The organism is Streptomyces sp. NBC_01092, from assembly GCF_045039535.1.
Taxonomy (GTDB): domain Bacteria; phylum Actinomycetota; class Actinomycetes; order Streptomycetales; family Streptomycetaceae; genus Streptomyces.
Map to the genome: position 1 here is coordinate 911,917 of NZ_CP108659.1, position 26,138 is coordinate 938,054.

A 26,138-nucleotide genomic window follows, 5' to 3' on the forward strand; every position below is an offset into this window, starting at 1 on the left:
GCTCGGTGACGGGTGCACGTAGGGCGGGCCGCGTCCCGGGGCCCCTCACTGGTCGGCAGGAGTGATGCGCCGGCCTGTGAGGCTCGTGGGCCGGATCGACACCCACATCTCGCGTGCACCGCCCGGCCACGGCGTGGTGTGGGCGTCCTGAGTGAGCCTGCGCACCGCGTCGGGCTCCGTGACGACGCGCGCGGGGCCGACGGCGAGCACGCTCCAGCCCTGGCTCAGGGCGTCGTTCACATGGTCGACCTCGAAGGCGACCTCCTTCCCCGCGGCTGCCGCGGGCGCCGAGCCCGGCGCGGTCCGGAAGAGGATCGCGTCATCGACGACCTCGTAGTTGACCGGCACGACCGCCGGGCGTCCGTCGGCCGCCGACACCGCAATGCGCCCCACGCCATGCGTGGACAGCAGGGTGCGGCATTCCTCCGGGCTGAGGTCCCGCAGCTGAGGGTGCAGCAGCGCATAGCCTTGACCGGGGGGCAGATCGATGCCACCCCCGCGCAGGTCGGCGACGGTGGTGCCCAGGGCGTCGGCCAGCCTGATGAGAGTCGCCACGGTCGGGTCGGCGGGTTGTTCCTCCAGGTACGCGAGATAGTCCGGCGACATCCGGGCGCGACGGGCCATTTCCCCTCGGCTGAGCCTCTGCCTGTGGCGTTCGACGGCCACACGCCGGCCGATGTCTCCGGGGTTGGGTGTCCTGGTCGGCGGGGCGGCCTCCGGCGCGGCCCCCGCATCACCGTGTTCGACTTGACGGATGTGTGCGTCGGGTCCGGGGAACACGAGCGTCACTTCGTCCGTGTCCGACCAGCGCACATCGTAGGGGGGTGTTCCATCCCCATGGTGTAGTCCGACGATCTCGCCGTCGCGCCTGGTGACGCCGGTTGCCGGGCTTTCGATGACGAGATGGTCGCCGAGATGAGCTCGCATGATCGCCGCCCTCTCCTCAGAATGGTGCTGTATCCAACCTGCCACGTACGACACACCGCCGCATGGGCCGACAGACCCCCTTTCCGCACGCAGGATGGGCCGTGCGACTGGCTGTCACGTCCCGGAAGGAGAGCCGACATGCACCACCGAACGGTCGCGGAGCTCATGACTCGAGACGTCGTCCGGGCGCGGCGTGACATGCCGTTCAAGGAGATCGTCAGGCTGCTGACGGAGAACGACGTCACCGCCGTACCCGTGGTGGACGATCTGGACCACCCCATCGGTGTGGTGTCCGAAGCCGACCTGCTGCGCAAGAGCGCCGACCAGGCCGACCCGTCCGGTCGCGTCCCGGTTCCTCACCTGGAGGCATGGGAACGCGCCAAGGCCGAGGGTTCCCACGCCGAGGAACTGATGTCAGCTCCCGCGGTGTGCGCGCGCCCGGAGTGGAGCGTGGTCGAGGCCGCCCGGATGATGGAGGCCCAGCACGTCAAGCGGCTGCCCGTGGTGGACGAGGCGGACCGCCTCCTGGGCATCGTCAGCCGCGGTGACCTGCTGCGGATCTTCCTGCGCCGGGACGACGCCATCCGCGACGAGATCACCACGGACGTGCTGTGGCACACCATGGAGCTTGCGCCCTCGGAAGTGACCGTCGAGGTGCGCGACGGGCGGGTCGACCTCGGTGGCTCCGTCGAGGTCAGGAGCCTGATCCCCGTCATCGAGCGGCTGTGCCGGAGCGTCGACGGCGTGGTCTCGGTCGCCGAGCACATCACCTTCCGGACGGACGACACCCGGCGATCCCCCACCGGCAGCTGAGCCCCCGCACGACACAGCAGAGGCCTGCTGAAAATCGCCCGGCCTCCTGGTCCGGCACCGGATACCGGAGGTCGTGCGCGTCGGCCGCGCCGCCGTCGGTCACAAGGGCCATCCGGCGACCTGACGAGTGCTCGGTCGGGGTGCGCCCACGCCTTCGATGTCGCGCTCGGCGGCATTCACCAGCTGCTGGGCGAGGTCGTGCATGGCCCTGCCTGCCGCCAGTTCGTCGCCGATCTCCGGCACGTTCATGTCCGCAGGATGACAGTGCGCAGCTCCGTGGCCGGTGAGGGCCGTGGTGCCGGTGTTCACTACCACCCGTGCCTTCGTCATTCCCTCGTCGTCCTCGAAAAGATGGAGGCGGACCTTCCATTCCACCGTATGCGGCATCGCTTTCCTCCTCACCTCGGTTCGGACCGATGTGATCCGGATGCGGTTCGTTCCGAGACCTTGCTCCGTGTGGAGACGGCCTGCATCTGCTCCTCGATACGCCTGCGGACTCGGACGGTGAGTGCGTTCAGGTGCTCGGAGGCCGTCGCGCGAGGCGCGACCGGCGCTCGGATCCGACGGGCCGCCGAGGGCAGCTCGCCGAGGTCCGCGGCGAATCTCTCCCGGCACTCGTCGAGCGCGGACCTGGCGCCGGTGCGCTGCCCGTTCCGCATCACCGTCTCCAGCAACGGACTGCCGTCGTCGGGTGGTTGCTCGTCGGCGAGACCGATCACGTCGGCGCAGCCGGCACGGCGGAACACCTGCTTGCGGCCCGGTGCCGTCACTTTCGCCGACGAAAGCTTCATCACCGGGCGTCCGTCGTACTCCACCAGCTTGTACGCGGAGTCCAGATAGGGTGCGTCGGCCGAGACCCCGACGCGGGTGCCGACGGCGTACGTGTCGATCGGGGCTCCGGAGCGGACCAGGTCGTCCACGGCGCACTCGTCGAGACCGCCGCTCGCGATGATCCGTACGTCCGGCAGGCCCGCGTCGTCGAGGACGGAGCGGGCCCGGACCGCCAGGGCTCCGAGGTCGCCACTGTCCAGCCGTACGGCGGAGCCGGGCCCGCGGTCGAGGTCTTTCAGGACGCGCGCCGCGACACGGACGCCGTCCACGGTGTCGTAGGTGTCCACCAGGAAGGTCAACGGGCCGGGATGGGACCGTGCGAAAGCACGGAACGCCTCTTCCTCCGAGGCGAACGCCTCCACGAAGGAGTGCGCCATCGTGCCCACGGCAGGTATGCCGACAGCCGTTGCCGCGGCCACGTTGCTGGTCCCGGCGAAGCCGACCATTGCCCCGAGACGGGCGGCCTGGAACCCGGACTGCGTCCCGTGGGTGCGCCGCAGGGAGAAGTCCACGACCGGACGCCCCGCCGCCGCGAGCACGCATCGCGCGGCCTTCGAGGCGATCGCCGTCTGATGGCTGAGCTGGTTGAGGACATACGTCTCGGCCAACTGCGCCTGCGGAAGCGGCGCGGTGACCTCCAGCAGGGGCTCTCCCGCGAGCACGATCCGCCCCTCCGGCACCGCCCGCACGCGGCCGGTGAACTCCAGCCCCAGCAGGGGCTCCAGATCCCGCCGCGGCCGGTGCAGCGCGGAAGCGAAGGCGTCGACGTCCTCAGGGCCGACGCGGAAGCCGGACAAGTAGTCCAGGGCCGACTCAAGTCCCGCGGCGACCAGGAAGCCGCGCTCAGGAGGAAGGTCGCGGACGAAGAGGCTGAACGTCGCCGGGCCGGTCATCCCCTCCCGCAGATAGGACATGGCCATCGTCACTTCGTACAGATCGGTCGTCGTCGCATCGGACATCAGCTTCGCCTCCTCGGCTCACGTCCGGTCTCCGGCCCGTCACCGGCGGAAGCGCGCGGACCACAGGGGCTCCACCAGATCCCACTCCGCCTCCCACTGCGCGTACCTTCTCCGGTCCAGCAGGTGGTGCATGCCTGCCCCCGCCGCGAAGAACCCGCCGGCCACGCCGAGCGCCGCCAAACCACCCACGAACCAGGCAGTGGTCCTGGCGTTGAGCTCGCTGTTCGGCGGACCGGTGATGGTTCCGTCCCTGTCCACCCACACCCGCACGGTGGCGCCCTTGGGCGTTCCCGACTTCACGAGGGTGGTCGCCGTCCGTACCGTGCCGTTGTCGTCAGTCCAGCGGACCCGCACCTGTTGCTTCCCGCTTGCGGTGACGCCCTTGCCGTCCGACGTCAGCCGGGCGGTGACCTGCTGCCGTTCTGCCGACTGGGCTTGCACGGTGCGCATCGACGAGTCGTACGCCATCAGCCCCGTGCTGAGCGCGGCCACCGGCAGGCCGACGACGAGCGCCAGTATCAGGAAGCCGCGGAACCAGGACTCGAATCTGTCGGATGTACGTCGCAGAGGGTTCGCCTCCTTTGACGTGTGCTCCTGGCGCGACGGGTGCGGGCCGGACGCGTACGGCGAATCTTCTGCGCTCATGAGTCGGCCTCCAGCAACTTGCTGGTCCGTTCCCCCGCTTCGTCCCACCATCCGACGGCAGCGGCCTCCGGTCACAGGGCCGAAGGTCCCTGTGGGGCCGACTTCCGGCCCAGCGGGCGCCGACCGTCGAATTGGTCCGTCTCCCGTTGCACGCGGTCACATCTGGGGAACGATCGCGATGGGACACGGCGCGTGATGCAGTACCGCGTGATTGGTCAGGCCTAGTTGCAGGCCCAGGTGCCCCTGTCGTCTACGGGCGCCGACGATCAGCAGGTCCGCCTCCGACGCGGCCTCCAACAGTGCCCGGCGTGCCGGTCCCTCGACCACCCGCCGGCTCACCGAGGTGCCGCGGTAACGCTCCGCCGGGTCGCGCAGGGCGTCGTCGAGCACCTGTGCCGGCGGGCGGCGATGGGCCTCCAGGGCGTACCACGAGGGGGCTTGAGGTGAGGTGAGAGCACCGTACTGTGCGCTCCAAGCGTGCACAGCGACCAGCTGACATTGCCGGGCACGGGCCTCACGGACCGCGAACTGCACGGCCGTGCCGCTGCCCTCCCCCTCCTCGACACCGACGACGACACTCCCGAACTGGGCACCCCGGTGCTCCGCCGCACCACGCACCACGACCACCGGGCAGTCCGCTCGTGCCGCCACGGCCAGACTGACTGAGCCCAGGAGCATCCCGGCGAGGTCTCCGAGCCCCCTGGACCCAACGACCAGAGCGAAGGCGTTGCGCCCCTTGTCGATCAGCGCGGAGGCCGCGTCCTCGTGCACCACCTCACTCGACAGCCGCACCGCGGGAACCCTCTCCGTGGCACGTTGCAAGGCATGGCCGATCACGTCGGACACCTCGTGATCCCGCGCCGCCGCATGCAGAAGGTGCAGTGGCACCGCGTGCCGGACCGCCTCGTCGGCGGCCCAGTCCACCGCCTCCAGGCTCGCCTCGGAGCCGTCGACGCCGACCACCAGGGGAATCGTCACCGCCCCTGTCTCCTCTCGTGCCAGACCCCACGCCGCCGGTCCCCTCACCCATAGGTCCACATGCGCCGCAGAGGGGAATGGGGTACTCCTCGAATGAGGAAACGCACCACGCTCGGCATGTCGGCAACACCTGCGCAGTCCGGCAATGAGACTCATCAACCGTCATTTCCAGCTTCCTACGAGACGGAGGCAGCTGCCATGCAACCCGTCCTCACCGTGGGCCTCGACGGCTCACCCGAGAGTCTTGCCGCTGCCCGCTGGGCCGCCGACGAGGCCGCGAAGCGGGGGCTCACCCTGCGTCTGCTGCACGCCTGGCCACTGCTGGCGCCGGAACCGACCGACGTCCCCTCGGAAGTCGATCAGAACTACTGGGCGAAGCGTCTCGTCCACACCGCGCGAGCTGAGCTCCAAGCACGCCACCCCGGCCTGACGGTCGTCGAGAGCCTGGTCGCCGACGACGCGCAGAACGCCCTGCTCCAGGCGGCGTCGGAGTCGGAGATGATCGTGCTCGGTTCGCGGGGGCTGGAGCTCGTCGAGAGTTACTTCCTGGGTGACATCAGCATGGCCGTCGTGGGGCGGGCCGAACGGCCGGTGGTGTTGGTCCGCGCCGGAGCCGAGGAAGAGGGGCCGGCCCCAGCACCCGTGAGCCGCGTGGTCGTGGCCCTGAAACTGCACGGGTCCTCCGAGGACCTGCTCGACTTCGCCTTCCACAGTGCTGCGGCCAGGGACGTTCCTCTCCTGGCCGTCCACGGCCGAAGCGTGCCGCTCCACGCTCGTGTGCCCTGGGGGGTGGACCACGACGTCACCGAAGAGATGACGCGGGACGCGGAGGCGCAGTTGAGCGCGGCGCTTCGCCCCTGGAGCGAAAAGTACCCACAGGTGGACGTGGTCGAAAGCATTCGTCTCGCAAGCCCTGCCAAGGCCGTCGTACAGGCCGCCGAAGGTGCAGCGCTGCTGGTCGTCGGGCGACGTGAACACCGTCGCGGCATGGCAGCCCACCTGGGTCCCGTGGCCCAGGCCGCCATTCACCACGGGCGCTGCCCCGTCGCCGTCGTTCCCCATGGCTGATCCTGGCCTCGGCAGGACATCGGTGGGGTCGGTGTGGCAGGCCGACGCGTCCGTGCTCCGGTCCAGTGCCGATCACGACGGCGAGCCGCTGCCACGCGCGGAGGTACGCGAGACCCACACGGCGATCGTGTTCTTCGCCGGCGACCGCGCCTACAAGCTCAAGAAGCCGTTGGACCTGGGGTTCCTGGACTACACGACGGTGGCGGCTCGCCGGGCCGCGTGCGAACGCGAAGTCGCTCTCAACCGCCGCTTCGCCCCCGACGTCTACCTGGGCCTGGGCGAGATCCGCAGCCCCGACGCGGATGAGGCCGAACCACTCGTGGTGATGCGTCGCATGCCGGCGGACCGCCGCCTCTCCCGCCTGGTGCGTGACGGGGCCTCCGTCGACGACGTCCTGCGGGCCGTCGCCCGGCACCTCGCCGCATGGCACGCCGAGGCGCCCCGCGGCCGCGACGTGGACGAGCAAGGCACGCGGGACGCGCTGTCATCGCGCTGGGAGGCCAGCTTCGCGCAGGTCCGGACATTGGCCGACGACGGCTTCGTGCCCGAGGGGGTGGCGGAGGTCGAGCGGCTGGTGCGCTGCTATCTCGCCGGCCGCGAGCGGTTGTTCGACTCCCGTATCGAGCAGGGGCGGGTGGTCGACGGCCACGGTGACCTGCTCGCCGAGGACATCTTCTGTCTCGACAACGGTCCCCGTGTCCTGGACTGCCTGGAGTTCGACGACCACCTCCGCTACGTCGACGGCCTCGACGACGCAGCCTTCCTGGCCATGGACCTGGAGCAGCTCGGGGCCCCGGAGGCCGCGGCGTACTTTCTCGCCCAGTACAGCGAGTACTCCGGCGACCCCGCGCCCCCCTCCCTGTGGCACCACTACGTCGCCTACCGTGCCTTCGTCCGCGCCAAGGTCTCCCTGATCCAGGCCCGCCAAGGCGCGCCCGGCGCTGAGGCAGCGGCGCGGCGGCTGGTCTCGACGGCGCTGCGTCACCTGCGCACCTCCGCCGTCGGCCTGACGCTCGTCGGCGGGCTGCCGGGCAGTGGGAAGTCCACCCTCTCCGGAGCTCTGGCCGACCGGCTGGGGGTCACACTGCTCAGCAGCGACCGCCTCCGCAAGGAAACGGCGGGCATCCCCGCCGAGCAGTCCGCAGCGGCCGGCTACGGCGAGGGCCTGTACACCCCCGAGTGGACGTCCAGGACCTACGCCACCCTCCTCGACCACGCCTCCACCCTGCTGTCCTCCGGCGAATCCGTCGTCCTGGACGCCACCTGGTCCGACACGGCACAGCGGGAGGCGGCTCTGCACGTGGCCGAACGCACCAGTGCCGACCTGGTGGCCCTGCACTGCCACGTACCGGGCGAGGTGTCAGCGGCCCGCCTGAGCGCCCGTGCCCCCGGAGCGTCCGACGCCGACCTCGACATTGCCACCACCATGGCCGCCAGGGAACAGCCGTGGCCCGAGGCCGTCGCGGTCGACACCAGTGGCCCGTTGGAGTCCGCGGTCGCGCAGGCACTGGCAGCCGTACGCCCGTGGGGCACCGGCCAGGCCCCGGTTTTCCGCCGCCCCTACATGGAGCCGGACTAGATGAGCGGGAAGCCGCCACGGTTCGCGGGACGTGGCGCATTCCCGCACGGTGGGTTGTAGAAGGGGGAATCCGGCCGGTCTGGCCGGGGCGGCAGAACTGGGCGTCGTACGCCCGTTTCGGCCCTTCGGGAGGAGGCCACCATGGGCGCCACCACGGGTGAACAGACACCGCTCGCCCCTGGCGAGGCATGGCGGGCCGTGGCCGCATGCATTCTCGCCAGCTTCGCGCTGCTCGCGCGGCACCAGGTCCACCTGTCGAAGGAACGGCTGGGGATGCGACTCCGCTTCGCCGACGACACCTCCGCCCGGGTTTACCGGGAAACACGCCTCGGCAGCGGCTTGGCGGAGGACCCCTGCACGCTGGTGGTCACCTTCCGGCTGCGCCTGGTCCGCGGGCCCGCGCACGCGCTGTTCCGCAGGGAGAGCCTGCTGAACACCCCGCTGTTCGTCGGCTTCCCCGGTTTCACCTCGAAGCTGTGGCTGGCCCACGACGAGCACGGTCGATACCGCGGCGTGTACGAGTGGGACGGCCCGGAGCGAGCCGAACACTACGCGCGGTCGCTGTGGCGGGTTCTGGCCCTGGTCAGCGTGTCGGGTTCGATCCGCTACGCCGTTCTGCCCGGACTGCACCGAGACGACGTGATCGCAGACCCAGGGCTGATCGAGGGCCCTGCTTCGCACGACGCCGAAGCATGGTGGCGCATACAGGCCGGGACGTGACGACAGCGGTGGACGTCCTCGTCGTCGGGGCCGGTACGACCGGCCTCACGCTGGCGCTCCAGGCCCATGACCAAGGAGCATGCATCCGGGTGGTCGAGCGGCGGCCCGAGCCGTTCCGGCCCTCCCGCGCGCTCATTCTGCACCCCCGCACCCTGGAAGTCCTGCGCCCGCTCGGTGTCACGGACGCCGTGCTGGAGTCGGCGGACACCGCCCCGACAGCCGACCTTCATCTCGGCTCCCGCGTCGTCGAAACGACGCTCGCGGACCTCGCGCTGCCCGACACGGCGTTCCCCCATCTGTCACTCGTGCGGCAGATGGACGTCGAAAGGGTGCTGACGCAGGCGCTCGCCGACCGCGGGGTGACGGTGGAACGAGGCACCGAACTGATCACTGCCCACGACGACGGGCACAGCGCGCGGGCCGTGCTGCGCTCGCGGCGCGGCATCGAGGAGATCCGCTGCCCCTTCGTCGTCGGCTGCGACGGCCCGGCCAGTACCGTGCGGGCCTGTGCCGACATCGGTTGGCACGGCAGGCCCTATACCGAAGAGGTGGTCCTCGCCGACCTCGACCTCAGCGGCGTCTCCAGCCCTTCCGGTGCCCAGGTGTTCGCGGGACGCCAAGGACTGTTGTTCCTCTTCCCGCTCGGAGAGCAGGCCACCTGGCGGCTGCTGGCCACGCGGGCGTCTGCCGGCGGGGCCGGGCGGAACTTCGGCCAACCCGGACCCGCCGTCCCGAGAGCCGAGCTCCAGCGCCTCCTGAACGAGGCGGGGCTGCAGGCACGCATCGAGCGTCTCGCGTGGTCCGCACGGGTGCCGCTGCAGTGCAGCCTCGCTCAGCGGTTCCGCCGTGGGCGGCTCTTCCTCGCGGGAGACGCGGCCCACAACTACTCACCGGCCACCGGCCAGGGCATGAACGCCGGCATCCAGGACGCGGCGAACCTCGGCTGGAAGCTTGGATTCGCGGCAGGCCACTCCTGGGATGAGTCCGCGGACGGCCTCGGTACCGAAGTGCTGCTCGACTCCTACGACAAGGAGCGCAGGCCGGCTGCGCACCGACGGGTGATCCTCACTCACACGGCGTTCTGGGCAGAGGCATCGACCGGCCGGATCCCCTCATGGCTGAGGGCGGTTGCCGCTCCGCGCGCAGCCCCGGCCATACCCGCCCTCCTGGACCGGCGACGGCTTGTCGCCGAGGGCATCCGTCTCGTCTCCCAGCTGCGGGTCAACTACCGGCGCAGCCCTCTGTCGGTGGAGGGAACACCGCGCCTGCGTGGTGCTCCTCGCCCCGGAGACCGCCTCCCGGACGCGACCGTCAGCATCGGAGGGCCTCCCCAACGGCTGCACGAACTGCTGGCCCGCCCGGGTGTGCACCTCCTGCTGCAGCGCGACGCCGACCCGCTGCCGGACACGGCGGCCGGTCCCCACGTCACTGTCTTCCGCCTCACGAACAGCCCCGGCCGCGGTCTCGTGGCCGTCCGTCCGGACGGGCACGTCGGCTTCCGATGCGGGACCGCCGACGCAACCGGGGTGAGCAGCTGGCTGGCATTGATCGGCGCAGCCGCATCTCCACCCGTCCAGCCCTGAACACCGGGCTCATGAACACCAGGCCATGGAGTCAACGATCCTGCGGAGTCCAACGCCCAGATGGCCCAGGTTGCCCAGGCGTCCTTCCGGAGCGACGGTGGAGAGAGTCGGCCGAGGAGCCAGAGAGTGGGTGCCCATGCGAGCCCTCGTCTACCACGGCCCCGGACAGATCTCCTGGGACACGGTCACGGATCCGGCGATCGAGGAACCGACCGATGCGGTCGTGCGGGTCGTCGCCACCACCATCTGCGGCACCGATCTGCACATCCTGCGCGGAGACCTGCACGAGGTGAAGCCGGGGACGGTCCTCGGTCACGAGGCAGTCGGCGAGGTCGTGGAGGTGGGCCGAGACGTCCACGACCTGAGCCCCGGGAGTCAGGTGATCGTGTCGTCGGTATCGTCCTGCGGCCACTGTCCGGCGTGTCGTGACACCAAGCTCGGTCAGTGCAGCGGGGGCGGCGGGTGGATCCTCGGCAACCAGATCAGCGGGACCCAGGCCGAGCTCGTGCGGGTGCCCTTCGCCGACTACTCCACCCGCCGACGGCCCTCCGCGCTCCCGCTCCATGACGCGGTCCTGCTCTCCGAGCTCCTTCCCACCGCCTATGAGGTCGGAGTGCGGAACGGACACGTGGGCCCGGGAGACACCGTCGTCGTGGTGGGCGCAGGGCCCGTCGGTCTCGCCGTGGTGATCCTCGCACGGCTCTACTCGCCCCGCCGGATCATCGTGACGGACCTGTCCGCCGCCCGGCTGGAAGCCGCGGCCCGGATGGGTGCCGATGCCGCCGAACCTCCGGGAACCATGATCGCCGACCTGTCCGATGGACCGGGCGCCGACGTGGTCATCGAGGCGTCGGGGGAACCGGACGGCTTCGTCCTGTGCACCCGCGCCGTCCGCGCCGGAGGACACATCGCCAACATCGGCACCCACGGCAAACCGGTCACTCTGCATCTCGAGTCCTTGTGGCGCAAGAACGTGACGATCAGCACCGGCCAGGTGGACACGTCCTCCACGCCGTGGCTGCTGGAGCTGGTGCGATTCGGGCACCTGCCCATCTCCCGGCTGGTCACCCACACCTTCGGCTTCGATCGGATGGAGGACGCCTACGAATTGGCCGCGCAGAGCACCACCTCGGGCGCCCTCAAAGTCGTACTGCATCCTGAGTGAAGGCCGGTCGGCAGAGTCCGAACAAGGCCGTCCAGTCCCTTGTCCCGGCCCGTTCGGCCCTACCACTCGCCGGCCGACGGCGGTGCCATGGAAGTGAGCCGAGGGCCACAAGGAGGCACGGCGAAACGGAGCGATACCGCGCACCGTGCAATTCGGGCCCACAAGAAGCGGGCGGCCCTCGGCCCCATACACGTCGGCTGTGCGCCGCGCGCCGTCCCGTCGGGTCGTCTCCTGTGGCCGAAGTGCAGCTGGGGCCGGGCTCGACGACTCTGGAGATCGGGGGCAGTGCCGGGAGGAACGCCCATGGCCTGGGAAACGATCCGCAAAGACACCGCACAGGTCGTTCCGCCCCGTCTCGCCGACTACGACCGGGCTCGCTCCGAATTCACCTGGGTGCAGGCCCGCACGGCCCTGACGGGGCTGCCCGACGGCGGGCTGAACATGGCCCACGAGGCCGTCGACCGGCACGCGGCCTCGGACCACGCGGACAAGGTCGCGCTGCGGTGTGTCGCCCGGGACGACTCCGTCTCGACGGTCACCTACCCGGAACTGGCCCGCCGTACCGCCCGCTTCGCGAACGTCCTGCGGTCACTCGGTGTCGGCCACGGGGATGGGGTGTTCACCCTGCTCGGCCGCTGCCCCGAGTTGTACACCGCGGTGCTGGGCACGCTGAAGAACACCAGCGTCCTCTGCCCGCTCTTCTCCGCTTTCGGACCCGACCCGGTGGAGCAGCGGCTGCGTCTCGGCGATGCGCAGGTCCTGGTCACCACCGCGGCCCTCTACCGGCGCAAGGTCGCCGAACGCCGGGCATCGCTCCCCGGTCTGAAGCACGTCCTGATCGTCGGACCCGGCGCTGAGGACCTGCCGGGCACCGCATCCTTCGACGACCTGATGTCCGGTGCCCCGGACACCTTCGCCATCCCGCCGACGTCGCCCGACGACATGGCCCTGCTGCACTTCACCAGCGGGACCACCGGCACTCCCAAAGGCGCGGTCCATGTCCACGAGGCCGTGGTCGCGCACTACGCCACAGCCGCATACGCGCTCGACCTGCACCCCGAGGACGTGTACTGGTGCACCGCCGACCCCGGCTGGGTCACCGGCATGTCGTACGGAATCATCGCGCCCCTGGTCCACGGTGTGACGGTGGTCGTCGACGAGGGCGACTACGACGCCCGGCGCTGGTACCGGATCCTCGGCGAGCAGCGGGTCACCGTCTGGTACACCGCGCCCACGGCCCTGCGGATGCTCATGCGCGCCACGCCCCGCCAGGGCCCGTACGACCTGCCGCGCTCCTACGACCTGTCGGCGCTGCGCTTCATCGCCTCCGTCGGTGAACCCCTCAACCCGGAGGCCGTCGTGTGGGGCCGGGACGTCCTGGGACTGCCGGTGCACGACAACTGGTGGCAGACGGAGACCGGTTGCATCATGATCGCGAACTTCGTGGCCTGCGAGATCCGGCCCGGCTCGATGGGGCGGCCGCTGCCCGGCGTCGAGGCGACCGTGCTGGAGCAGGGCGAGGACGGGCGGGCACGGGTCACCGATGGCCGGGTCACGGAGGTGGAAAGCCCTGACGTCGAGGGCGAGTTGGCGCTGCAGCCGGGCTGGCCGTCGATGTTCCGCGGCTATCTGCACGACAAGGAGCGCTACGACGCCGCGTTCGCGGACGGCTGGTATCTGACCGGAGACCTGGTCCGCCGGGACGCGGACGGCTGGTACTGGTTCGTGGGACGGGCCGACGACGTCATCAAGTCGGCGGGGCATCTGATCGGCCCGTTCGAGGTGGAGAGCGCGCTGATGGAGCACTCGGCAGTGGCTGAGGCCGGGGTGATCGGGCGGCCGGATCGGGTCGCCGGGAACGTCGTCAAGGCGTTCGTGTCGCTGCGCCCCGGTGTCGAGCCGACCCCGGAGCTGGAGCGGGAGCTGCTGGCCTTCGGCCGCCGCAAGCTGGGCCCCGCCGTCGCGCCCCGGGAGATCGCGTTCGACCAGAACCTGCCGAAGACCCGTAGCGGGAAGGTGATGCGCCGTTTGCTGCGTGCGCGTGAACTCGGCCTGCCCACCGGCGACTTGTCGACCTTGGAGGGATCCACATGAGCGTGGCCCGCCCCACCCGTACGCGGAAGGACCCGGCGCCTGAGAAGTCCGGCAAGAAGGCCGCGACGGCCAAGACGAGTAAGCACAAAGCGAGCACCGGGCCGGTCGGCCCGCCGGGTGCCGGGCACCGGACGGACCTGCTGACGGCGATGCTGCGTATCCGACGCTTCGAGGAGCGGTGCGTCGAGCTGTACAGCGCCGCGAAGATCCGAGGCTTCGTCCACCTGTACATCGGCGAGGAGGCCGTCGCCGTCGGCGTGAACGAGGTACTGACCCCCGACGACGCGGTCGTCTCCACGTACCGGGAACACGGCCACGCCCTGGCCCGCGGGATCACGGCCGAGGCCGTCATGGCCGAGATGTACGGCAGGACGACGGGGTGCAGCGGAGGCCGGGGCGGATCCATGCACCTGTTCGACGCGAGCCGACGCTTCTACGGCGGCAACGCCATCGTCGCCGGCGGACTCCCCCTGGCCGCCGGCCTCGCACTCGCCGACAGAATGCGCGAACAGTCCCACGTCACCTGCTGTTTCTTCGGCGACGGAGCCTTCGCCGAAGGCGAATTCCACGAGACCGCCAACCTGGCGGCCCTGTGGAAGCTGCCCCTGCTGCTCGTCTGCGAGAACAACCTCTACGCCATGGGGACGGCCCTCGAACGGCACGAGGCACAAACCGACCTGGCCATGCGCGCCGCCTCCTACGGCATGGTCGCCTGGGCCGTGGACGGCATGGACGTCGAGGCCGTCGAGCAGGCCGTCCGACGGGCCGTCGAGGGCATCCGGGCCGGCACCGGACCGCACTTCCTGGAGCTGCGCACCTACCGCTTCCGCGCCCACTCGATGTACGACCCGGACCGGTACCGCGAGAAGGGAGAGATCGAGCAGTGGAAATCCCGTGACCCGATCAGCCTGCTCATGGACCGCATGCGCGAGGACGGTGAGCTGGATGACAAGGAACTCGCCCGGATCGAGCAGCGGATCACCGACGACATCGACCACGCAGTCGAAGCCGCCGAACAGGCACCCGAGGAGCCTGTCGAGCACCTTCTCCGGCACGTCACCAGTTCCTCGTCGGAGGCGGTGAGTTGACCATGGGTGCCGATGGGACGGTAGAGGCGAAGACGAGCTACCGCGAGGCAATGCGCGATGCCCTGCGCGAGGCACTGCGCTCGGACGACCGTGTCTTTCTCATGGGCGAGGACGTGGGCCGGTACGGCGGCTGCTTCGGCGTCAGCCTCGGCCTGCTGGAGGAGTTCGGCCCCGAGCGCGTTCGCGACACCCCGCTGTCGGAGTCCGCGTTCGTGGGCGCCGGCATCGGCGCGGCCCTGGCCGGACTGCGGCCCGTCGTCGAGATCATGACGGTCAACTTCAGCCTGCTCGCCCTCGACCAGATCCTCAACAACGCCGCCACCCTGCTGCACATGTCGGGCGGCCAGTTGCCCGTACCGCTGGTCATCCGTATGACCACGGGCGCCGGACGGCAACTCGGCGCCCAGCACTCGCACAGCCTGGAAGGCTGGTACGCGCACATCCCCGGCATCCGCGTCCTTAGCCCCGCCACCCTCGAGGACGCGCGCCACATGCTGGCCCCTGCGCTCGCCGACCCCGACCCCGTACTGATCTTCGAGCACGGAAGTCTCTACAACGTCTCCGGGGAACTCCTCCCGCCCACCGCGCCGGTGGACCTGGACCACGCCGCGATCCGCAGGCCCGGCACCGACATCTCCCTGATCACGTACAGCGGTTCGCTGCCCAAGGCGCTTGCGGCGGCGGACGAGCTGGCCGCCGAGGGCATCAGTGCCGAGGTCATCGACCTGCGTACGCTGCGCCCCCTCGACGACGCGGCCATCACGGCTTCCGTGGTCCGGACCCACCGCGCGGTGGTCATCGACGAGGCTTGGCGGACGGGGAGCCTCGCCGCCGAGGTGTCCGCCCGCATCGCGGAAGGGTCGTTCTACGAACTGGACGCACCCGTCGAGCGGGTGTGCAGCGCGGAGGTGCCCATGCCGTACGCACGGCGACTGGAGGAGGCAGCCCTGCCACAGACCGGCGACATCGTCGCGGCGGTCCACCGGGCGGTGGACTGACCATGGGTGAGTTCACCATGCCGTCCCTCGGTGCCGACATGGACGAGGGCATGCTCCTGGAATGGCTGGTGGGACCCGGTGACCTCGTGCACAAGGGCGATCCCGTCGCAGTCGTCGAAACCGCCAAGTCGACCATCGAGGTGGAGTGCTTCGAAACCGGGACCGTGACGGAGGTGCTCGTCGAGCCCGGCACTACGGTTCCGGTGGGGACGCCGCTCGCGCTGATAGAGCCGCCGACGGAAAAGCCAAGGAAACCGGAGAAACCCCGCAAGGCGAAGGAGCGACGACCGGTCCCGCACGCACCGAAGAAGGGCAAGCCCCCCGAGCACGAGCCCCCGTCCCCGCCGCCCGAACCTACTCCGGTCCCGGTCCCGGCGATCCCGGTGGCGGTGCCGTCCGCCGCCCAGCAGCCCGGCCACATCGAGGCCGGCCCCTTGGTCCGGCATCTCGCGGAGCACAGCGGTGTCGATCTGGAGACGCTGCACGGCTCCGGCCCCGGAGGACGCGTGACCCGAACCGATGTCGAGGAAGCTGCGGCCGTCCGGGCCACTCCGCTGCCACCGCGCGTGCGCGCCACCCCCCTCGCCCGGCGACTCGCGGCCGAACTGGGCGTCGACCTGACCACGGTGACGGGCACGGGCAAGGAGTCGGCCGTCCGTGCCGCGGACGTGCGCCGGGCAGCCCCCGGCCCGGCGGCCCCGGTCCCGCCCACTCATGTAGGCCTCACCCCGGAACGTTCCGCACGTCCGTCCGAAGCGCGGACGGCGGCCATGCGTCAGGCGATCGCCGCCCTCATGACCCGCGCCAACCGGGACATCCCCCACTACTACCTCTCCACGACCGTGGACATGGCCCCCGCCATGGACTGGCTGCACGACCACAACCGGCGCAGCCCCGTCGGTGAACGGCTGCTCCCCGCGGCCCTGCTGCTCAAGGCGGCCGCCCTGGCGGCCCGGGAAGTACCCGAACTCAACGGCTTCTGGACCGATGACCACTTCACCGCAGGCGAGGGCGTCCACCTCGGCGTGGCCGTGTCCCTGCGCGGCGGAGGGCTCGTCGCCCCGGCGCTGCACCACGCCGACACCTTGGCGCTCCCGCAGCTGATGACCGCCCTCAAAGACCTGGTCACCCGGGCCCGCACGGGCAGGCTGCGCGGCTCCGAGGTGTCCGACGCCACGATCACGGTCACCAACCTCGGCGATCAGTGCGTGGAGACCGTCTTCGGCGTGATCTACCCGCCCCAAGTGGCCCTGGTCGGCTTCGGGCGGGTGGTCGACCGGGCATGCGCCGTCGACGGCCTGCTGGGCGTGCGGCCCGTGGTCACGGCGACCCTCTCTGCCGACCACCGAGCGACGGACGGCGCCGTCGGTGCCCGCTACCTCACGGCGGTCACCCGCCTCCTGCAGACCCCGGAGCAGCTGTGAACATGAACCGAACCGATGCACTGGCCATGGTCAGGGAGTCGCTCTCCGCCGTCGTCCCCGGCGATGACGTCGCCGCTCTGGGTCCCGACGACGCCTTCCGCGACGCGCTGGAGATGGACTCGCTGGACTTCCTGAGCTTTGTCGAGGTCCTGAGCGAAAGGTCCGGCGTTCGCATCGAGGACGAGGACGCACCCCGGCTCACCACGCTGTCGGGCAGCACCGACTTTCTAGTCGCCCACACGCCGTGAGGTGCACCCCGTGGACGGTCACAGCTCAGACCGCCTCGGTGTCGTCGACGACACCGACCACGTCGTCGATGTCCCGTACCGACGCGAGCAGTTCGGGGACAGGAGCCTTGTCCAGTCTCCCCCTCATCGTCACCACGCCGTTCTCCACGCTCACCTCGACAGCGCGCGGATCCAGCAGGTGCTGACCGGCCAACGACTCGACCTCGGCCCGGATCTCGGCATCGTCACGGATCAGCGCCCACAGGAGGTCGCGCCGGCTCACCACGCCGACAAGCCTGCCGCGATAGTCGGTCACGGGCAGCCGCTTCAACCGTGCGTGGGCGGCGGTCCACGCGGCATCCGCCACTGGCTCCGCCGGGTGGACGGTGACCGGCGGGAAGGTCATCAAAGTGGCCGCCGTGTCCCCGTGGCCCTTCTCGTACAGGTGGTGCTGCCACAGCCTGCCGACAGGTCCGTGCCGACGCGGTTCCGCCGTGACGGCGGCCTTGGCCAGCAGATCCGACTCCGACACGACACCGATCACGTGGTCGTCGGCATCGACCACCGGTACGGCGCTCACCTGCTCGCGGGCGAGAGTGTGGGCCACGTCCCGAAACGGCATGTCGCCGGGGACGCAGGCAGCCGGCACCTGCATGACGTCCCGCACCCGGAGTACGGGCGGTCCTCCGGCGGGCGGCTCGGGTACGTCAGGGGTGCGCGGCCGGGTACCGGGAGCACGCTCCGGCTCCTCGGCACTCCTCGCCGACGCGGCAGCGGCGACTGCCGCAAGGTAGCGGCCCAACGCGTCCTGGCGAGGCTCCTCCTGAGGCGTCCAGGGGCGGCCCGGCGTGGAGCGGCGGGCTTCCTTCTGCGCGGAGTTCTGCTCGAAGTCGCTCACGGCTGCCTCCCGTGGACGCCGTCCCCCTATGCGGTCAGTCTCGCATCGATCCACTGGTGCAGCCTCCGGGCCGAACGGCCCCGATCAGGGACGACTGGCCCAGCGCGGCGCGACATGCCATCGCCTACCAAGGAGACTGGGAAGCGGGGCCTGCGGCCACCTGGAGGAGAGCTCGTGACGGGTTTCCGGGACTTTCTTACGAGGTTCCGGCCGGCGGCATCGCCCGGCCGTGCCGCACCAAGTGGTGTCCCCGCGGACCGCTCGGCCGAACTCCGTGCGGAGCTCGCACCGCCCTTGGCCCTGCTCGAACAAGTGGAGGCGGAAGCCCGGTCCGTCCACGAGCGGGCCGAGGCCTCCGCCGCGGCGCGCCGACGGGAAGCCGAACAGCAAGCGGAGGAGATCGTCGCCGAGGCGCGGGAGGAGGCCGGCCGGGTGCGGGCACGCGCCGCCGAGCAGGTGGAGCGTACGGCCGAGGCCGACGCGGCGGCGCTGCTCGCCGAGGCAGAACGCGAGGCAGCCGCCGTCCGCGACCGTGCCAGGAACCGGACACCCGCGCTCACCGATCGTGTGCTCGCGCTGGTGGTGGAGGACCTCTCCGCAGAGGAGGGGCCCCCACTCGCACCGGCGGATCAACCGACTCCAGGCCCGGAGAGGCCGACGGAGGGAGGTCCCTGATGGGCGCCGGATGGGTGGCGGGCGTGACCCGGGCACGGGCTCTGCGGACCAGGTGTCTGGGCGCCGAGGGCGTCACGGAAGTAGCCGCGTCCCGCACCCTCGATGACGCCCTGCGCTACTTGGCGGCCACGCCGTACCGGCACGATGTCTCCCCGGGCACCACGCCGGACGAGGCCCAGCGGGCGGTCTCGGCGACACTGCTGTGGCATCTCCGGGTCCTCGCGGGCTGGCAACCGGCCACCGGCGCGGACGTCATCCGGGCACTCGCCGCCGGATTCGAGATCTCCAACACCGAGCACCATCTGAGAGCTCTTGGGGCCGACCCGCGACAGCCGGACGCGGAACGGCTCCCTACCCCGCCCTACCGTCTGGGCGGACTGGCGACGGCCTGGACGCGGCTCGCCCGCACCCGTACGCCGCCGGAGCTGCGCACCGCTCTGGCGGCCTCCACCTGGGGCGACCCCGGGGGCGACTCCCCGGCCGCGGTCGCCACCGCCATGCGGGTCTCCGCCGCCGTACGGCTGGCCGCCGCCGTTCCCGACGCGGCGCGCTGGGCGGCGGCGCGGCTCGCCCTGCTGTTCGGCCGCGAGGTGTTCGTCGTCGGCCGCAGGATGCCGGAGGTCTCGGTCCGTCGGGTGGCCCGCCTGCTCGGCGCCCGAGCGTTGGGCGCGGGGTCGTACGCCGACTTCCGGCAGTCGCTGCCGGTCACCGCGAGGTGGGTGCTGGACGACGTCGACGAGGCGGCGGGCTTGTGGCGGGCGGAGGCACGGTGGTGGGACGCGGTCGAGCGGGACGGCCATGAACTGCTGCGCCGGTCCGGTTTCGGTCCGCAGCCGGTGGTGGGGGCCGTGGCACTGCTGTCCGCCGACGCGTGGCGGACCCGCGGCGCGCTGGAACTGGCCGCCCGGGGCGGCGGCCCCGGGGACTGGCCGACGGAGGTGCTCGATGCTCCGGGCTGAGGCAGCGGTCCCGGTCCGTATGCGCAGGGTGGCAGTCGTGGTCCCCGAGAAGGCGCTGCGGGAGAGCCTGGTGCGGATCGCCGAGGCGGGCTGCGTGGACATCGACCTGGTCGGGGACGCCGGGCCGGATGTCCGCCCGTCCGCGGCGACGCGGCTCCAGGGTCTGCGAACCGAGTCGGCGCAACCTGTTCTCAGCGAGGCCCCACCCGACCTGGATGCCCTGGAGCGCGCGGGCCGGACGGACCTGCTGGCGGGCGAGGCGCAGTTGGAGGAGCGCCTCGGCAGCGCGATCCGGCACGGAACGGTCGCGGCACTGGCCGGCTGGTGCCCCGAGACCGAGGTGGGCCCCATGGCGGCCCGTATCGCCGGTGCCGGGGGCGCGCTGGTGCCACTGCGGGCCCCCCGTGGCGTCGATCCGCCGACCTTGCTGACAGGAGCCGACGCCGCTCCCCCGGCATACGCGGCGAGGACCGTACGCCGCTCCTTCACGCCTCTGGTCAGCACATACGGAACGGTGCCCTACGCCGATCTCGATCCCACCATGGCGGCCGGGATCGTGTACGTCGTGATGTTCGGCCTGATGTTCGGCGATGCCGGACACGGGCTGCTGCTGGTCGCCATCGCGCTCCTGCTGCGCGCAGGCCGACCGCGCCGAGCCGCGGCACTGCGCCCGCTGTGGCCCTTCGTCGCCGGCGCCGGGCTGGCCGCCACCCTGGCCGGGGTGGCGTACGGCGAGTTCTTCGGCCCGACCGGGGGGCTGCCGGTGCTGTGGCTGGAACCGCTGGAGGAGCCCATGCGGTTGCTGGCCGCGGCTGTCGGGCTCGGAGCCGTGCTGCTCGCCCTCGCCTACGCCGCGGGAATCGTGAACCGGTGGCGGGAGCGCGGACCGGCGGCGGCCCTGTATGCGACGACCGGGATCGCCGGGGCGACGCTCTATCTCGGTCTCGCGGTCGTCGCCGGGTACGTATGGCTCGGCCAGGCGGTGTACGGGGTCGTGGGGGCTGTGATCGCGGCCGTCGGGCTGGCACTGGCCGGGGTGGGGCTGTTCGCGACCACGGCGGGTGGTCCGGCCGGTGCCGTGCAGACCGGTATCCAGCTGTTCGACGCGGTGGTGAGGATCGGCTCCAACGTCGTGTCCTTCGCGCGGCTCGCGGCCTTCGGCCTGACGCATGCGGCGCTGGGCGCGATCGTCTGGGACGGCACGACAGCGCTGGCGGGGCGGGGGCCGGTGGGCGTCGTCGCTGCGGTGCTCGTCTTCCTGCTCGGCAATGCCCTGGCCTTCGCGCTGGAGGCGCTGGTGGCGGGTGTTCAGGCGCTGCGCCTGGAGTTCTACGAACTGTTCTCCCGGCTCTTCGAAGGCGAGGGCCGCCCTTTCCGGCCCTGGCATCTGCCTGTGGAGCACCTCACGGGCCCGGTCGCCGACGCCGGGCCGCCGCCGGCCGGGGAAGCAGCCATCTCGTACGCCCCAGCAGGGGAGGAGTGATCGTGATCACCTGGTTCTTGGCGCTGCCCGTCATCGCGGCGGGATTCGTGGCGGTACGCCTCGTGTTGCGGCGTTCGGACCGCAGAACGGCCCTGTGGTGGATGGTCGCTTCCGACGCCGTGCTCCTGGTGGTCGCCACCTTGGTGCTGACCCTGGCGCTCGGCGGAGGATCCGCGCAGGCGGCGACCACCCAGGCACAGGACTCCGGCTCCGGATCCGCCGCCCTGATCGGCGCGGCAATCGCGGTGGCCGGGGCGACGATCGGCGCAGGCATCGCCGTGGCCTACACCGGCGCGGCCGCCCTCGCGGCGCTCAGCGAACGGCCGGAACTCTTCGGCCGGGCCATGGTGATCGTCGGCCTGGCCGAAGGCATCGCCATCTACGGTCTGGTCGTCGCCGTGATCCTGATCGGGAAGGCGTGACCATGGGTCATGTCGCCGCCCTCGGAGAACGAGCCCGCGTGATCGGCCTGGCCCTGGCCGGAGCCGTCGTCCTCCTGGCCGACGACCCCGACGCCGTACGCCGGGCCTGGCAGAGCCTGCCGGACGGCATCGACCTGGTCATCCTCACTCCCGCCGCGGCCGAAGCCCTGGAGCCCGACTTCGCGGCCCCTCGGGCCCGCCGCCTGCTGATCGCCGTGATGCCGCCATGACGACCCCGGCACCCGACCAGACGGCAGACGCCCTCCACCCGGTCCGGGTGGAGCTGCTGCGGGCGGCTCATTCCGACGCGGAAGCGGTCCTGGCCCGCGCCGAGCGGGAGGCCGACACCCTGCTCGGCCAGGCCCGTGCCGAAGCCCGGTCGATCCTCGACGAGGCCCGGCGACAGGGCGAGGCCGACGGCGCGGACTCCGCCCGCGACCTCCGCGTCAGGGCGCGCCGTGAGGCCAGGTCCGGCACGCTCGCCGCTCGCCGGGAGTCGTACGAGGAGCTGCGCCGTGCGGCCGCAGAACGGGTCCGGGAGCTGCGCGGGACGAGTGACTACACGTCCTTGCGGGAGCGGCTGGAACGCCGGGCGCGTGTCCTTCTGGGGCCCGGCGCCGAGGTGAGCGAGCACGCCGACGGAGGTGTGGTGGGCCACGCGCCGGGGAGGCGGGTCGACCTCTCGCTGACCGCGCTGGCCGACCGCGCGCTGGAGCGGATGGGAGCGGAGGTGCGAAGCCTGTGGGAGCCGTGAGGCAGGCCGCTGGGACATACCAGCGGGCTGCTGCCCGGCAGCCGGTCTCGCGGATCCTGCGTGTCACCGGGCCGCTGGTCGAGATGGAGTACACGGGCGGCATCGCGATGTACGACGTGGTCTCGCTCGGCCCGGCGGGGCTGCCCGGCGAGGTCGTGGCCATCAGCGGTGACGTGGTCACCGTCCAGGCGTACGAGTACACGGGCGGGCTCGCTCCGGGACAGACGGCGCTGCCTCAGGGCCGTCCGCTGTCGGTGTGGCTCGGCCCTGAGCTGCTCGGCGGAATCTTCGACGGCCTGCTGCGCCCCCTGTCCGGGGCCGGCGACTGGCTGCTGCCCGGCGCGCAGCGGGACGCGGCGGAGGAACGCACCTGGTCCTTCTCCCCCTTGGCGGCGCGGGGCGATCAGGTGGCCGAGGGACAGGCGCTCGGCGAGCTCCGCGACGCGGGGCCGGTGCCGGTGCCGGTGAAGGTCCTCGTGCCGCCCGGCTGTGGGGGCACGGTCGAGGAGATCGCCGTCGCCGGGGACCGTCCGAGTGACGCGACGGTCGCCGTGGTGAACGGCACGGAGGTGGCCGTCGGCGCCCTCTGGCCGGTGCGCCGGCCGCGCCCGGTGCGGGAGCGCGTCGGCAGCTACGAGGCCCTCGACACCGGCCAGCGGGTGATCGACCTGCTCTTCCCCGTGGCCCGGGGCAGCACGGTTGCGGTGCCCGGTGGCTTCGGCACCGGCAAGACGATGCTGCTGCAACAGATCGCAAAGTGGTGCGACGCGGACGTCATCGTGTACGTCGGCTGCGGGGAGCGCGGCAACGAGATGGCCGACGTCATCACCGAGCTTGCGGAACTCCAGGACCCGCGCACGGGCGGACGCCTCGCAGACCGCACCGTGACGATCGCCAACACCTCCAACATGCCGATGATGGCGCGTGAGGCCAGCGTCCACACGGGGGTGACGGTCGCCGAGTACTTCCGCGACATGGGCCTGGACGTCGTCGTCATCGCCGACTCGACCTCCCGGCGGGCGGAGGCGCTGCGCGAATTCGCCTCCCGCACCGGCGCGCTGCCCGCCGAGGAGGGCTACCCGGCCGGCTTGGCGTCCGCCATCGCGGCCTTTTACGAACGGGCCGCCGCAGTGACCACCCTCGGCGGCGACCGGGGCTCGGTGACCGTGATCGGCGCGGTGTCCCCGCCCGGCGGGGACATGACGGAACCGGTGACCGCGCACACCGAACGATTCGTCCGCTGCCTGTGGACCCTCGACCGCGACCTCGCCTACGCCCGCCACTATCCTGCGGTCTCCTGGGCCGGGTCCTTCTCCCGGGACGTACCGGTCCTCACCGCAGAGCACCGGACGGCCGGCGATCCGGCGTGGGCCCGGCGCCGCGAACGGGTGGGAGCGGTGCTGGCGGAGGCCGACCGGCTGGCCGATCTGGTGGATCTGATCGGCATCGCCGCCCTTCCGGCGCGCGAGCGCATCAGCGTGCTGGCGGGCAGGCTGGTCCGCGAGGGTGTGCTGCAGCAGAGCGCGCTGTCGGAGCGAGACGCGTACTGCGGCGCGGAGAAGACGGCCGCACTGGCCGACGCCGTCCTCGCGGTCGCCGACCGCTGCCGTGAACTGGTGGACTCCGGCATCCCGGCGGCCTCGGTCGAGGAGGTCGACTTCGGTCCGCTGCTCCGGGCCCGGGAGGACACCGGCCCGCACGACGCCGCCGGGGTGGCGGCGCGGCGGGACGCGATGCTCGCCAGGCTGGGAGAGATGCGGCCATGAGCCCGCCCGACGAGATCGAGTACACGAAGGTGCGGCAACTGCGAGGGCCACTCGCGATCATCGAAGGCGTGGCCGGGATCGGCTGGGACGAGTACGCACGCATCACCCTCGCCTCAGGCGAACGGCGCCACGGCGTCGTCCTCGATGCCGACCGCGACCTGGCGGTGGTCCAGGTCCTGGAGGGCACCGCGGGCATGGACCCGGAAGGCGTCCGCGCGGCCTTCTCGGGCAGCCCCCTGCGGGTCCCCGTCGGGACGGACTGGCTCGGCCGGGTCTGCAACGGCCGGGGCGCGCCCCTCGACGACGGCCCGCCCGTTCTCGGCTCCCACAAGGCCGAGGTGGGCGGCACCCCCATCAACCCGGTGCGGCGCGAGCCGCCGTCCGAGCCGGTGCTCACCGGCGTCGGTGCCGTCGACGCCCTGACCACCCTGGTACGCGGACAGAAACTGCCGGTGTTCTCCGTGGCCGGGCTGCCGCACCTGGAACTGGCCGCCCAGATCGCCGCCCAGGCCACCGTGGCGGGAGAGGCGTTCAGCGTCGTCTTCGCGGGCATGGGACTGACCCACGCCGACGCCTCCTTCGTACGCGACGCCCTGGAGGAGCGGTCCGCGGCCGGGGAGCTCGTGCTGCTGCTGAACACGGCCGACGACCCGGTGATCGAGCGGATCCTCACCCCGCGCATCGCGCTCACCGTCGCCGAGCACCTCGCCTACACCGAGGGACGGCACGTCCTCGTGGTGATGACCGACATGACCACGTACGCCGAAGCCCTGCGCGAGGTCTCCGCCGCCCGCGGAGAGATTCCCGCCCGCCGCGCCTACCCCGGCTACCTGTACAGCGACCTGGCCTCCCTGTACGAACGCTGCGGACGCATCCGGGGCCGCCCGGGCTCGGTCACCGTGCTGCCGGTGCTGACCATGCCCGCGGGCGACATCACCCACCCCGTACCGGATCTGACCGGCTACATCACCGAGGGCCAGATCGTGCTCTCGCCGGAGACGCACGCACGCGGCGTGTACCCGCCGCTGGACGCCCTGTCCTCGCTGTCCCGGCTGATGCGCAAGGGCGCAGGCCCCGGCCGTACCCGTGACGATCACCTCGACGTCGCGGCCCAACTGCTGGCCGCGCTGGCCCGCGCCCGGCAGGTCCGCGACCTCGCCGACCTGGTCGGCCAGGCGGCGTTGAGCCCCACCGACCGCCGCTACCTGGCCTTCGAGGAAGCGTTCCTGCGGGATTTCGCCGACCAGCGCGCCGACGAACCACGCGACCTCGACACCTCGCTGGAACGCGGCTGGCGGGCCCTGCTCACCCTGCCCCGCAGCCAGCTCTCCATGCTCCCCGCGCGGCTCCTCGACGCCCACGGGGCGAGGGACCTCGCCGATCCCGGCGATCTCGATGAGGGGGTGTCCCCATGACCGGCGCACGCCGTACGCCGCCCGGTCGTGCGGGACGCCTGCGGCTGCGGCACAGCCTCGAAGTCGCCGAGCGCGGAGCCAACCTGCTGGAGCAGAAGCTGCGCATCCTCCGCTCCGAGCACGAGCGGCTGGTGCACGCGGAGAAAGCAGCCGCCAGTGCCTGGCGGGACCTGCTGCCAGAGGCCGAGACATGGCTGCTGCGGGGACTGCTGCTGAGCGGGGAACGAGCCCTCGACTCGGCCGCCGCGGGCATCGGTCCCGCCGAGATCACGGTGCACTGGGCCACCTCCATGGGGGTACGCCACCCGGCTGCCGTCGCCACGTCCGTGCCCGCCCGGCCGCCCACCGCCGCCGCTCCCACCAACACGGCCCTCGTGCACGCCGAGGCGGCCTACGGCCGTGCCCTGCGCGCCGCCGCGGAGTACGGGGCCGCGCACGCCGCCGCCGAGCTGCTGGGCGCGGAGGTCATCAGCACCCGGCACCGGGTCCGTGCCCTGCGGCGCCACTGGATCCCCCACCTGCGGGAGGCGCTCGACCGGGCCGACCTGGCCCTGGAGCAGGCCGAGCATGAGGACAGCGTCCGCCGGCGCTGGGCCGCGAGGAAGGCCGAGGGCGGCGGGGCGGCGGCCGGGCCATGACTGTTCCGGGTTCCGCGGTGCTCCACATC

General features: G+C 71.7%; 26 protein-coding genes. 20 read left to right on the forward strand and 6 right to left on the reverse strand.

Going from position 1 to position 26,138, the window contains the following annotated elements; genetic code table 11:
* Positions 1-45: 45 nt before the first annotated feature.
* A complete protein-coding gene (locus tag OG254_RS03880; protein ID WP_405577228.1) occupies positions 46-927 on the reverse strand; it encodes a pyridoxamine 5'-phosphate oxidase family protein in 882 nt (293 codons plus the stop codon).
* 138 nt (positions 928-1,065) lie between these two features.
* Here OG254_RS03880 and OG254_RS03885 point away from each other — a divergent pair, with 138 nt between their 5' ends.
* Complete coding sequence (locus tag OG254_RS03885) at positions 1,066-1,740, forward strand: CBS domain-containing protein (protein ID WP_405577230.1); 675 nt, start codon at positions 1,066-1,068, stop codon at positions 1,738-1,740.
* Between the two features lie 99 nt (positions 1,741-1,839).
* Here the strand turns inward: OG254_RS03885 and OG254_RS03890 are convergent, their stop codons facing one another.
* The 4 genes from OG254_RS03890 to OG254_RS03905 form a co-directional block, all read right to left on the reverse strand.
* The gene (locus OG254_RS03890; protein WP_405577232.1) at positions 1,840-2,127 is read right to left on the reverse strand and encodes a DUF1876 domain-containing protein; all 288 of its coding nucleotides are present in this window, start codon (positions 2,125-2,127) and stop codon (positions 1,840-1,842) included.
* An 11-nt stretch (positions 2,128-2,138) separates the two neighbouring features.
* A complete protein-coding gene (locus OG254_RS03895) occupies positions 2,139-3,530 on the reverse strand; it encodes a nicotinate phosphoribosyltransferase (RefSeq protein ID WP_405577234.1) in 1,392 nt (463 codons plus the stop codon).
* Between the two features lie 39 nt (positions 3,531-3,569).
* Positions 3,570-4,175, reverse strand: coding sequence for a hypothetical protein (locus OG254_RS03900; RefSeq protein ID WP_405577236.1), 606 nt, complete (start codon positions 4,173-4,175; stop codon positions 3,570-3,572).
* Between the two features lie 156 nt (positions 4,176-4,331).
* The gene (locus OG254_RS03905) at positions 4,332-5,153 is read right to left on the reverse strand and encodes a universal stress protein (RefSeq protein ID WP_405577238.1); all 822 of its coding nucleotides are present in this window, start codon (positions 5,151-5,153) and stop codon (positions 4,332-4,334) included.
* Between the two features lie 198 nt (positions 5,154-5,351).
* Here OG254_RS03905 and OG254_RS03910 point away from each other — a divergent pair, with 198 nt between their 5' ends.
* The 10 genes from OG254_RS03910 to OG254_RS03955 all read left to right on the forward strand — a co-directional run bounded on the left by OG254_RS03910 (position 5,352) and on the right by OG254_RS03955 (position 17,120).
* Positions 5,352-6,221 carry a universal stress protein gene (locus OG254_RS03910; protein WP_405577240.1) on the forward strand — a complete coding sequence of 290 codons (870 nt, stop codon included), beginning with the start codon at positions 5,352-5,354 and terminating at the stop codon, positions 6,219-6,221.
* Positions 6,214-7,800 (forward strand): AAA family ATPase, encoded by a 1,587-nt coding sequence (locus tag OG254_RS03915; protein WP_405577242.1) that lies wholly within the window; start codon positions 6,214-6,216, stop codon positions 7,798-7,800. Before OG254_RS03910 ends, OG254_RS03915 begins: the two co-directional genes overlap by 8 nt.
* A 141-nt stretch (positions 7,801-7,941) precedes the next feature.
* Positions 7,942-8,520 carry a hypothetical protein gene (locus OG254_RS03920; RefSeq protein ID WP_405577244.1) on the forward strand — a complete coding sequence of 193 codons (579 nt, stop codon included), beginning with the start codon at positions 7,942-7,944 and terminating at the stop codon, positions 8,518-8,520.
* On the forward strand, positions 8,517-10,103 hold the full coding sequence (locus OG254_RS03925; protein ID WP_405577246.1) for an FAD-dependent monooxygenase: 1,587 nt from the start codon (positions 8,517-8,519) through the stop codon (positions 10,101-10,103). Before OG254_RS03920 ends, OG254_RS03925 begins: the two co-directional genes overlap by 4 nt.
* Before the next feature lie 136 nt (positions 10,104-10,239).
* On the forward strand, positions 10,240-11,268 hold the full coding sequence (locus OG254_RS03930; protein ID WP_405594837.1) for an alcohol dehydrogenase catalytic domain-containing protein: 1,029 nt from the start codon (positions 10,240-10,242) through the stop codon (positions 11,266-11,268).
* 303 nt (positions 11,269-11,571) lie between these two features.
* On the forward strand, positions 11,572-13,362 hold the full coding sequence (acsA, locus tag OG254_RS03935) for an acetate--CoA ligase (protein ID WP_405577248.1): 1,791 nt from the start codon (positions 11,572-11,574) through the stop codon (positions 13,360-13,362).
* A complete protein-coding gene (gene pdhA, locus OG254_RS03940) occupies positions 13,359-14,450 on the forward strand; it encodes a pyruvate dehydrogenase (acetyl-transferring) E1 component subunit alpha (protein WP_405577250.1) in 1,092 nt (363 codons plus the stop codon). Before acsA ends, pdhA begins: the two co-directional genes overlap by 4 nt.
* A gap of 2 nt (positions 14,451-14,452) precedes the next feature.
* Positions 14,453-15,448, forward strand: coding sequence for an alpha-ketoacid dehydrogenase subunit beta (locus tag OG254_RS03945; protein ID WP_405577252.1), 996 nt, complete (start codon positions 14,453-14,455; stop codon positions 15,446-15,448).
* Positions 15,449-15,450: 2 nt separating this feature from the next.
* Positions 15,451-16,872, forward strand: coding sequence for a 2-oxo acid dehydrogenase subunit E2 (locus OG254_RS03950; RefSeq protein ID WP_405577254.1), 1,422 nt, complete (start codon positions 15,451-15,453; stop codon positions 16,870-16,872).
* 2 nt (positions 16,873-16,874) lie between these two features.
* On the forward strand, positions 16,875-17,120 hold the full coding sequence (locus tag OG254_RS03955) for an acyl carrier protein (RefSeq protein ID WP_405577256.1): 246 nt from the start codon (positions 16,875-16,877) through the stop codon (positions 17,118-17,120).
* 25 nt (positions 17,121-17,145) lie between these two features.
* Here OG254_RS03955 and OG254_RS03960 read toward each other — a convergent pair whose 3' ends face one another.
* Positions 17,146-17,997, reverse strand: coding sequence for a CBS domain-containing protein (locus OG254_RS03960; protein WP_405577258.1), 852 nt, complete (start codon positions 17,995-17,997; stop codon positions 17,146-17,148).
* A gap of 294 nt (positions 17,998-18,291) precedes the next feature.
* On the opposite strand from OG254_RS03960, the gene OG254_RS03965 reads away from it, so the two are divergent.
* From OG254_RS03965 to OG254_RS04005, 9 genes are read left to right on the forward strand one after another with little or no spacing between them, the layout of a single operon-like run.
* A complete protein-coding gene (locus OG254_RS03965) occupies positions 18,292-18,672 on the forward strand; it encodes a hypothetical protein (RefSeq protein WP_405577260.1) in 381 nt (126 codons plus the stop codon).
* A complete protein-coding gene (locus OG254_RS03970) occupies positions 18,672-19,631 on the forward strand; it encodes a V-type ATPase subunit (RefSeq protein ID WP_405577262.1) in 960 nt (319 codons plus the stop codon). Before OG254_RS03965 ends, OG254_RS03970 begins: the two co-directional genes overlap by 1 nt.
* Positions 19,618-21,114, forward strand: coding sequence for a V-type ATPase 116kDa subunit family protein (locus OG254_RS03975; RefSeq protein ID WP_405577264.1), 1,497 nt, complete (start codon positions 19,618-19,620; stop codon positions 21,112-21,114). The genes OG254_RS03970 and OG254_RS03975 overlap by 14 nt, the downstream gene beginning before the upstream one ends.
* A gap of 2 nt (positions 21,115-21,116) precedes the next feature.
* Complete coding sequence (locus tag OG254_RS03980) at positions 21,117-21,536, forward strand: ATP synthase subunit C (RefSeq protein WP_405577266.1); 420 nt, start codon at positions 21,117-21,119, stop codon at positions 21,534-21,536.
* Positions 21,537-21,538: 2 nt separating this feature from the next.
* On the forward strand, positions 21,539-21,766 hold the full coding sequence (locus OG254_RS03985) for a hypothetical protein (protein ID WP_405577268.1): 228 nt from the start codon (positions 21,539-21,541) through the stop codon (positions 21,764-21,766).
* A complete protein-coding gene (locus OG254_RS03990) occupies positions 21,763-22,290 on the forward strand; it encodes a hypothetical protein (protein WP_405577270.1) in 528 nt (175 codons plus the stop codon). The genes OG254_RS03985 and OG254_RS03990 overlap by 4 nt, the downstream gene beginning before the upstream one ends.
* Complete coding sequence (locus OG254_RS03995; protein ID WP_405577272.1) at positions 22,287-24,056, forward strand: V-type ATP synthase subunit A; 1,770 nt, start codon at positions 22,287-22,289, stop codon at positions 24,054-24,056. Before OG254_RS03990 ends, OG254_RS03995 begins: the two co-directional genes overlap by 4 nt.
* Positions 24,053-25,471, forward strand: a complete 1,419-nt coding sequence (locus OG254_RS04000) for a V-type ATP synthase subunit B (protein WP_405577274.1) — start codon at positions 24,053-24,055, stop codon at positions 25,469-25,471. Before OG254_RS03995 ends, OG254_RS04000 begins: the two co-directional genes overlap by 4 nt.
* Positions 25,468-26,109 (forward strand): V-type ATP synthase subunit D, encoded by a 642-nt coding sequence (locus OG254_RS04005; protein WP_405577276.1) that lies wholly within the window; start codon positions 25,468-25,470, stop codon positions 26,107-26,109. Before OG254_RS04000 ends, OG254_RS04005 begins: the two co-directional genes overlap by 4 nt.
* Positions 26,110-26,138: the final 29 nt, after the last annotated feature.

Bases quoted from the DNA above. Each gene is read 5' to 3' on its own strand.
- OG254_RS03955 (WP_405577256.1), top strand. From the start codon at position 16,875: ATGAACCGAACCGATGCACTGGCCATGGTCAGGGAGTCGCTCTCCGCC.
- OG254_RS03950 (WP_405577254.1), top strand. From the start codon at position 15,451: ATGGGTGAGTTCACCATGCCGTCCCTCGGTGCCGACATGGACGAGGGC.
- OG254_RS03970 (WP_405577262.1), top strand. From the start codon at position 18,672: ATGGGCGCCGGATGGGTGGCGGGCGTGACCCGGGCACGGGCTCTGCGG.
- OG254_RS03975 (WP_405577264.1), top strand. From the start codon at position 19,618: ATGCTCCGGGCTGAGGCAGCGGTCCCGGTCCGTATGCGCAGGGTGGCA.
- OG254_RS03895 (WP_405577234.1), bottom strand. From the start codon at position 3,530: ATGTCCGATGCGACGACGACCGATCTGTACGAAGTGACGATGGCCATG.
- OG254_RS04005 (WP_405577276.1), top strand. From the start codon at position 25,468: ATGACCGGCGCACGCCGTACGCCGCCCGGTCGTGCGGGACGCCTGCGG.
- OG254_RS03900 (WP_405577236.1), bottom strand. From the start codon at position 4,175: ATGAGCGCAGAAGATTCGCCGTACGCGTCCGGCCCGCACCCGTCGCGC.
- OG254_RS03910 (WP_405577240.1), top strand. From the start codon at position 5,352: ATGCAACCCGTCCTCACCGTGGGCCTCGACGGCTCACCCGAGAGTCTT.
- OG254_RS03945 (WP_405577252.1), top strand. From the start codon at position 14,453: ATGGGTGCCGATGGGACGGTAGAGGCGAAGACGAGCTACCGCGAGGCA.
- OG254_RS03885 (WP_405577230.1), top strand. From the start codon at position 1,066: ATGCACCACCGAACGGTCGCGGAGCTCATGACTCGAGACGTCGTCCGG.
- OG254_RS03920 (WP_405577244.1), top strand. From the start codon at position 7,942: ATGGGCGCCACCACGGGTGAACAGACACCGCTCGCCCCTGGCGAGGCA.
- pdhA (WP_405577250.1), top strand. From the start codon at position 13,359: ATGAGCGTGGCCCGCCCCACCCGTACGCGGAAGGACCCGGCGCCTGAG.
- OG254_RS03880 (WP_405577228.1), bottom strand. From the start codon at position 927: ATGCGAGCTCATCTCGGCGACCATCTCGTCATCGAAAGCCCGGCAACC.
- OG254_RS04000 (WP_405577274.1), top strand. From the start codon at position 24,053: ATGAGCCCGCCCGACGAGATCGAGTACACGAAGGTGCGGCAACTGCGA.
- acsA (WP_405577248.1), top strand. From the start codon at position 11,572: ATGGCCTGGGAAACGATCCGCAAAGACACCGCACAGGTCGTTCCGCCC.
- OG254_RS03985 (WP_405577268.1), top strand. From the start codon at position 21,539: ATGGGTCATGTCGCCGCCCTCGGAGAACGAGCCCGCGTGATCGGCCTG.
- OG254_RS03915 (WP_405577242.1), top strand. From the start codon at position 6,214: ATGGCTGATCCTGGCCTCGGCAGGACATCGGTGGGGTCGGTGTGGCAG.
- OG254_RS03890 (WP_405577232.1), bottom strand. From the start codon at position 2,127: ATGCCGCATACGGTGGAATGGAAGGTCCGCCTCCATCTTTTCGAGGAC.
- OG254_RS03990 (WP_405577270.1), top strand. From the start codon at position 21,763: ATGACGACCCCGGCACCCGACCAGACGGCAGACGCCCTCCACCCGGTC.
- OG254_RS03930 (WP_405594837.1), top strand. From the start codon at position 10,240: ATGCGAGCCCTCGTCTACCACGGCCCCGGACAGATCTCCTGGGACACG.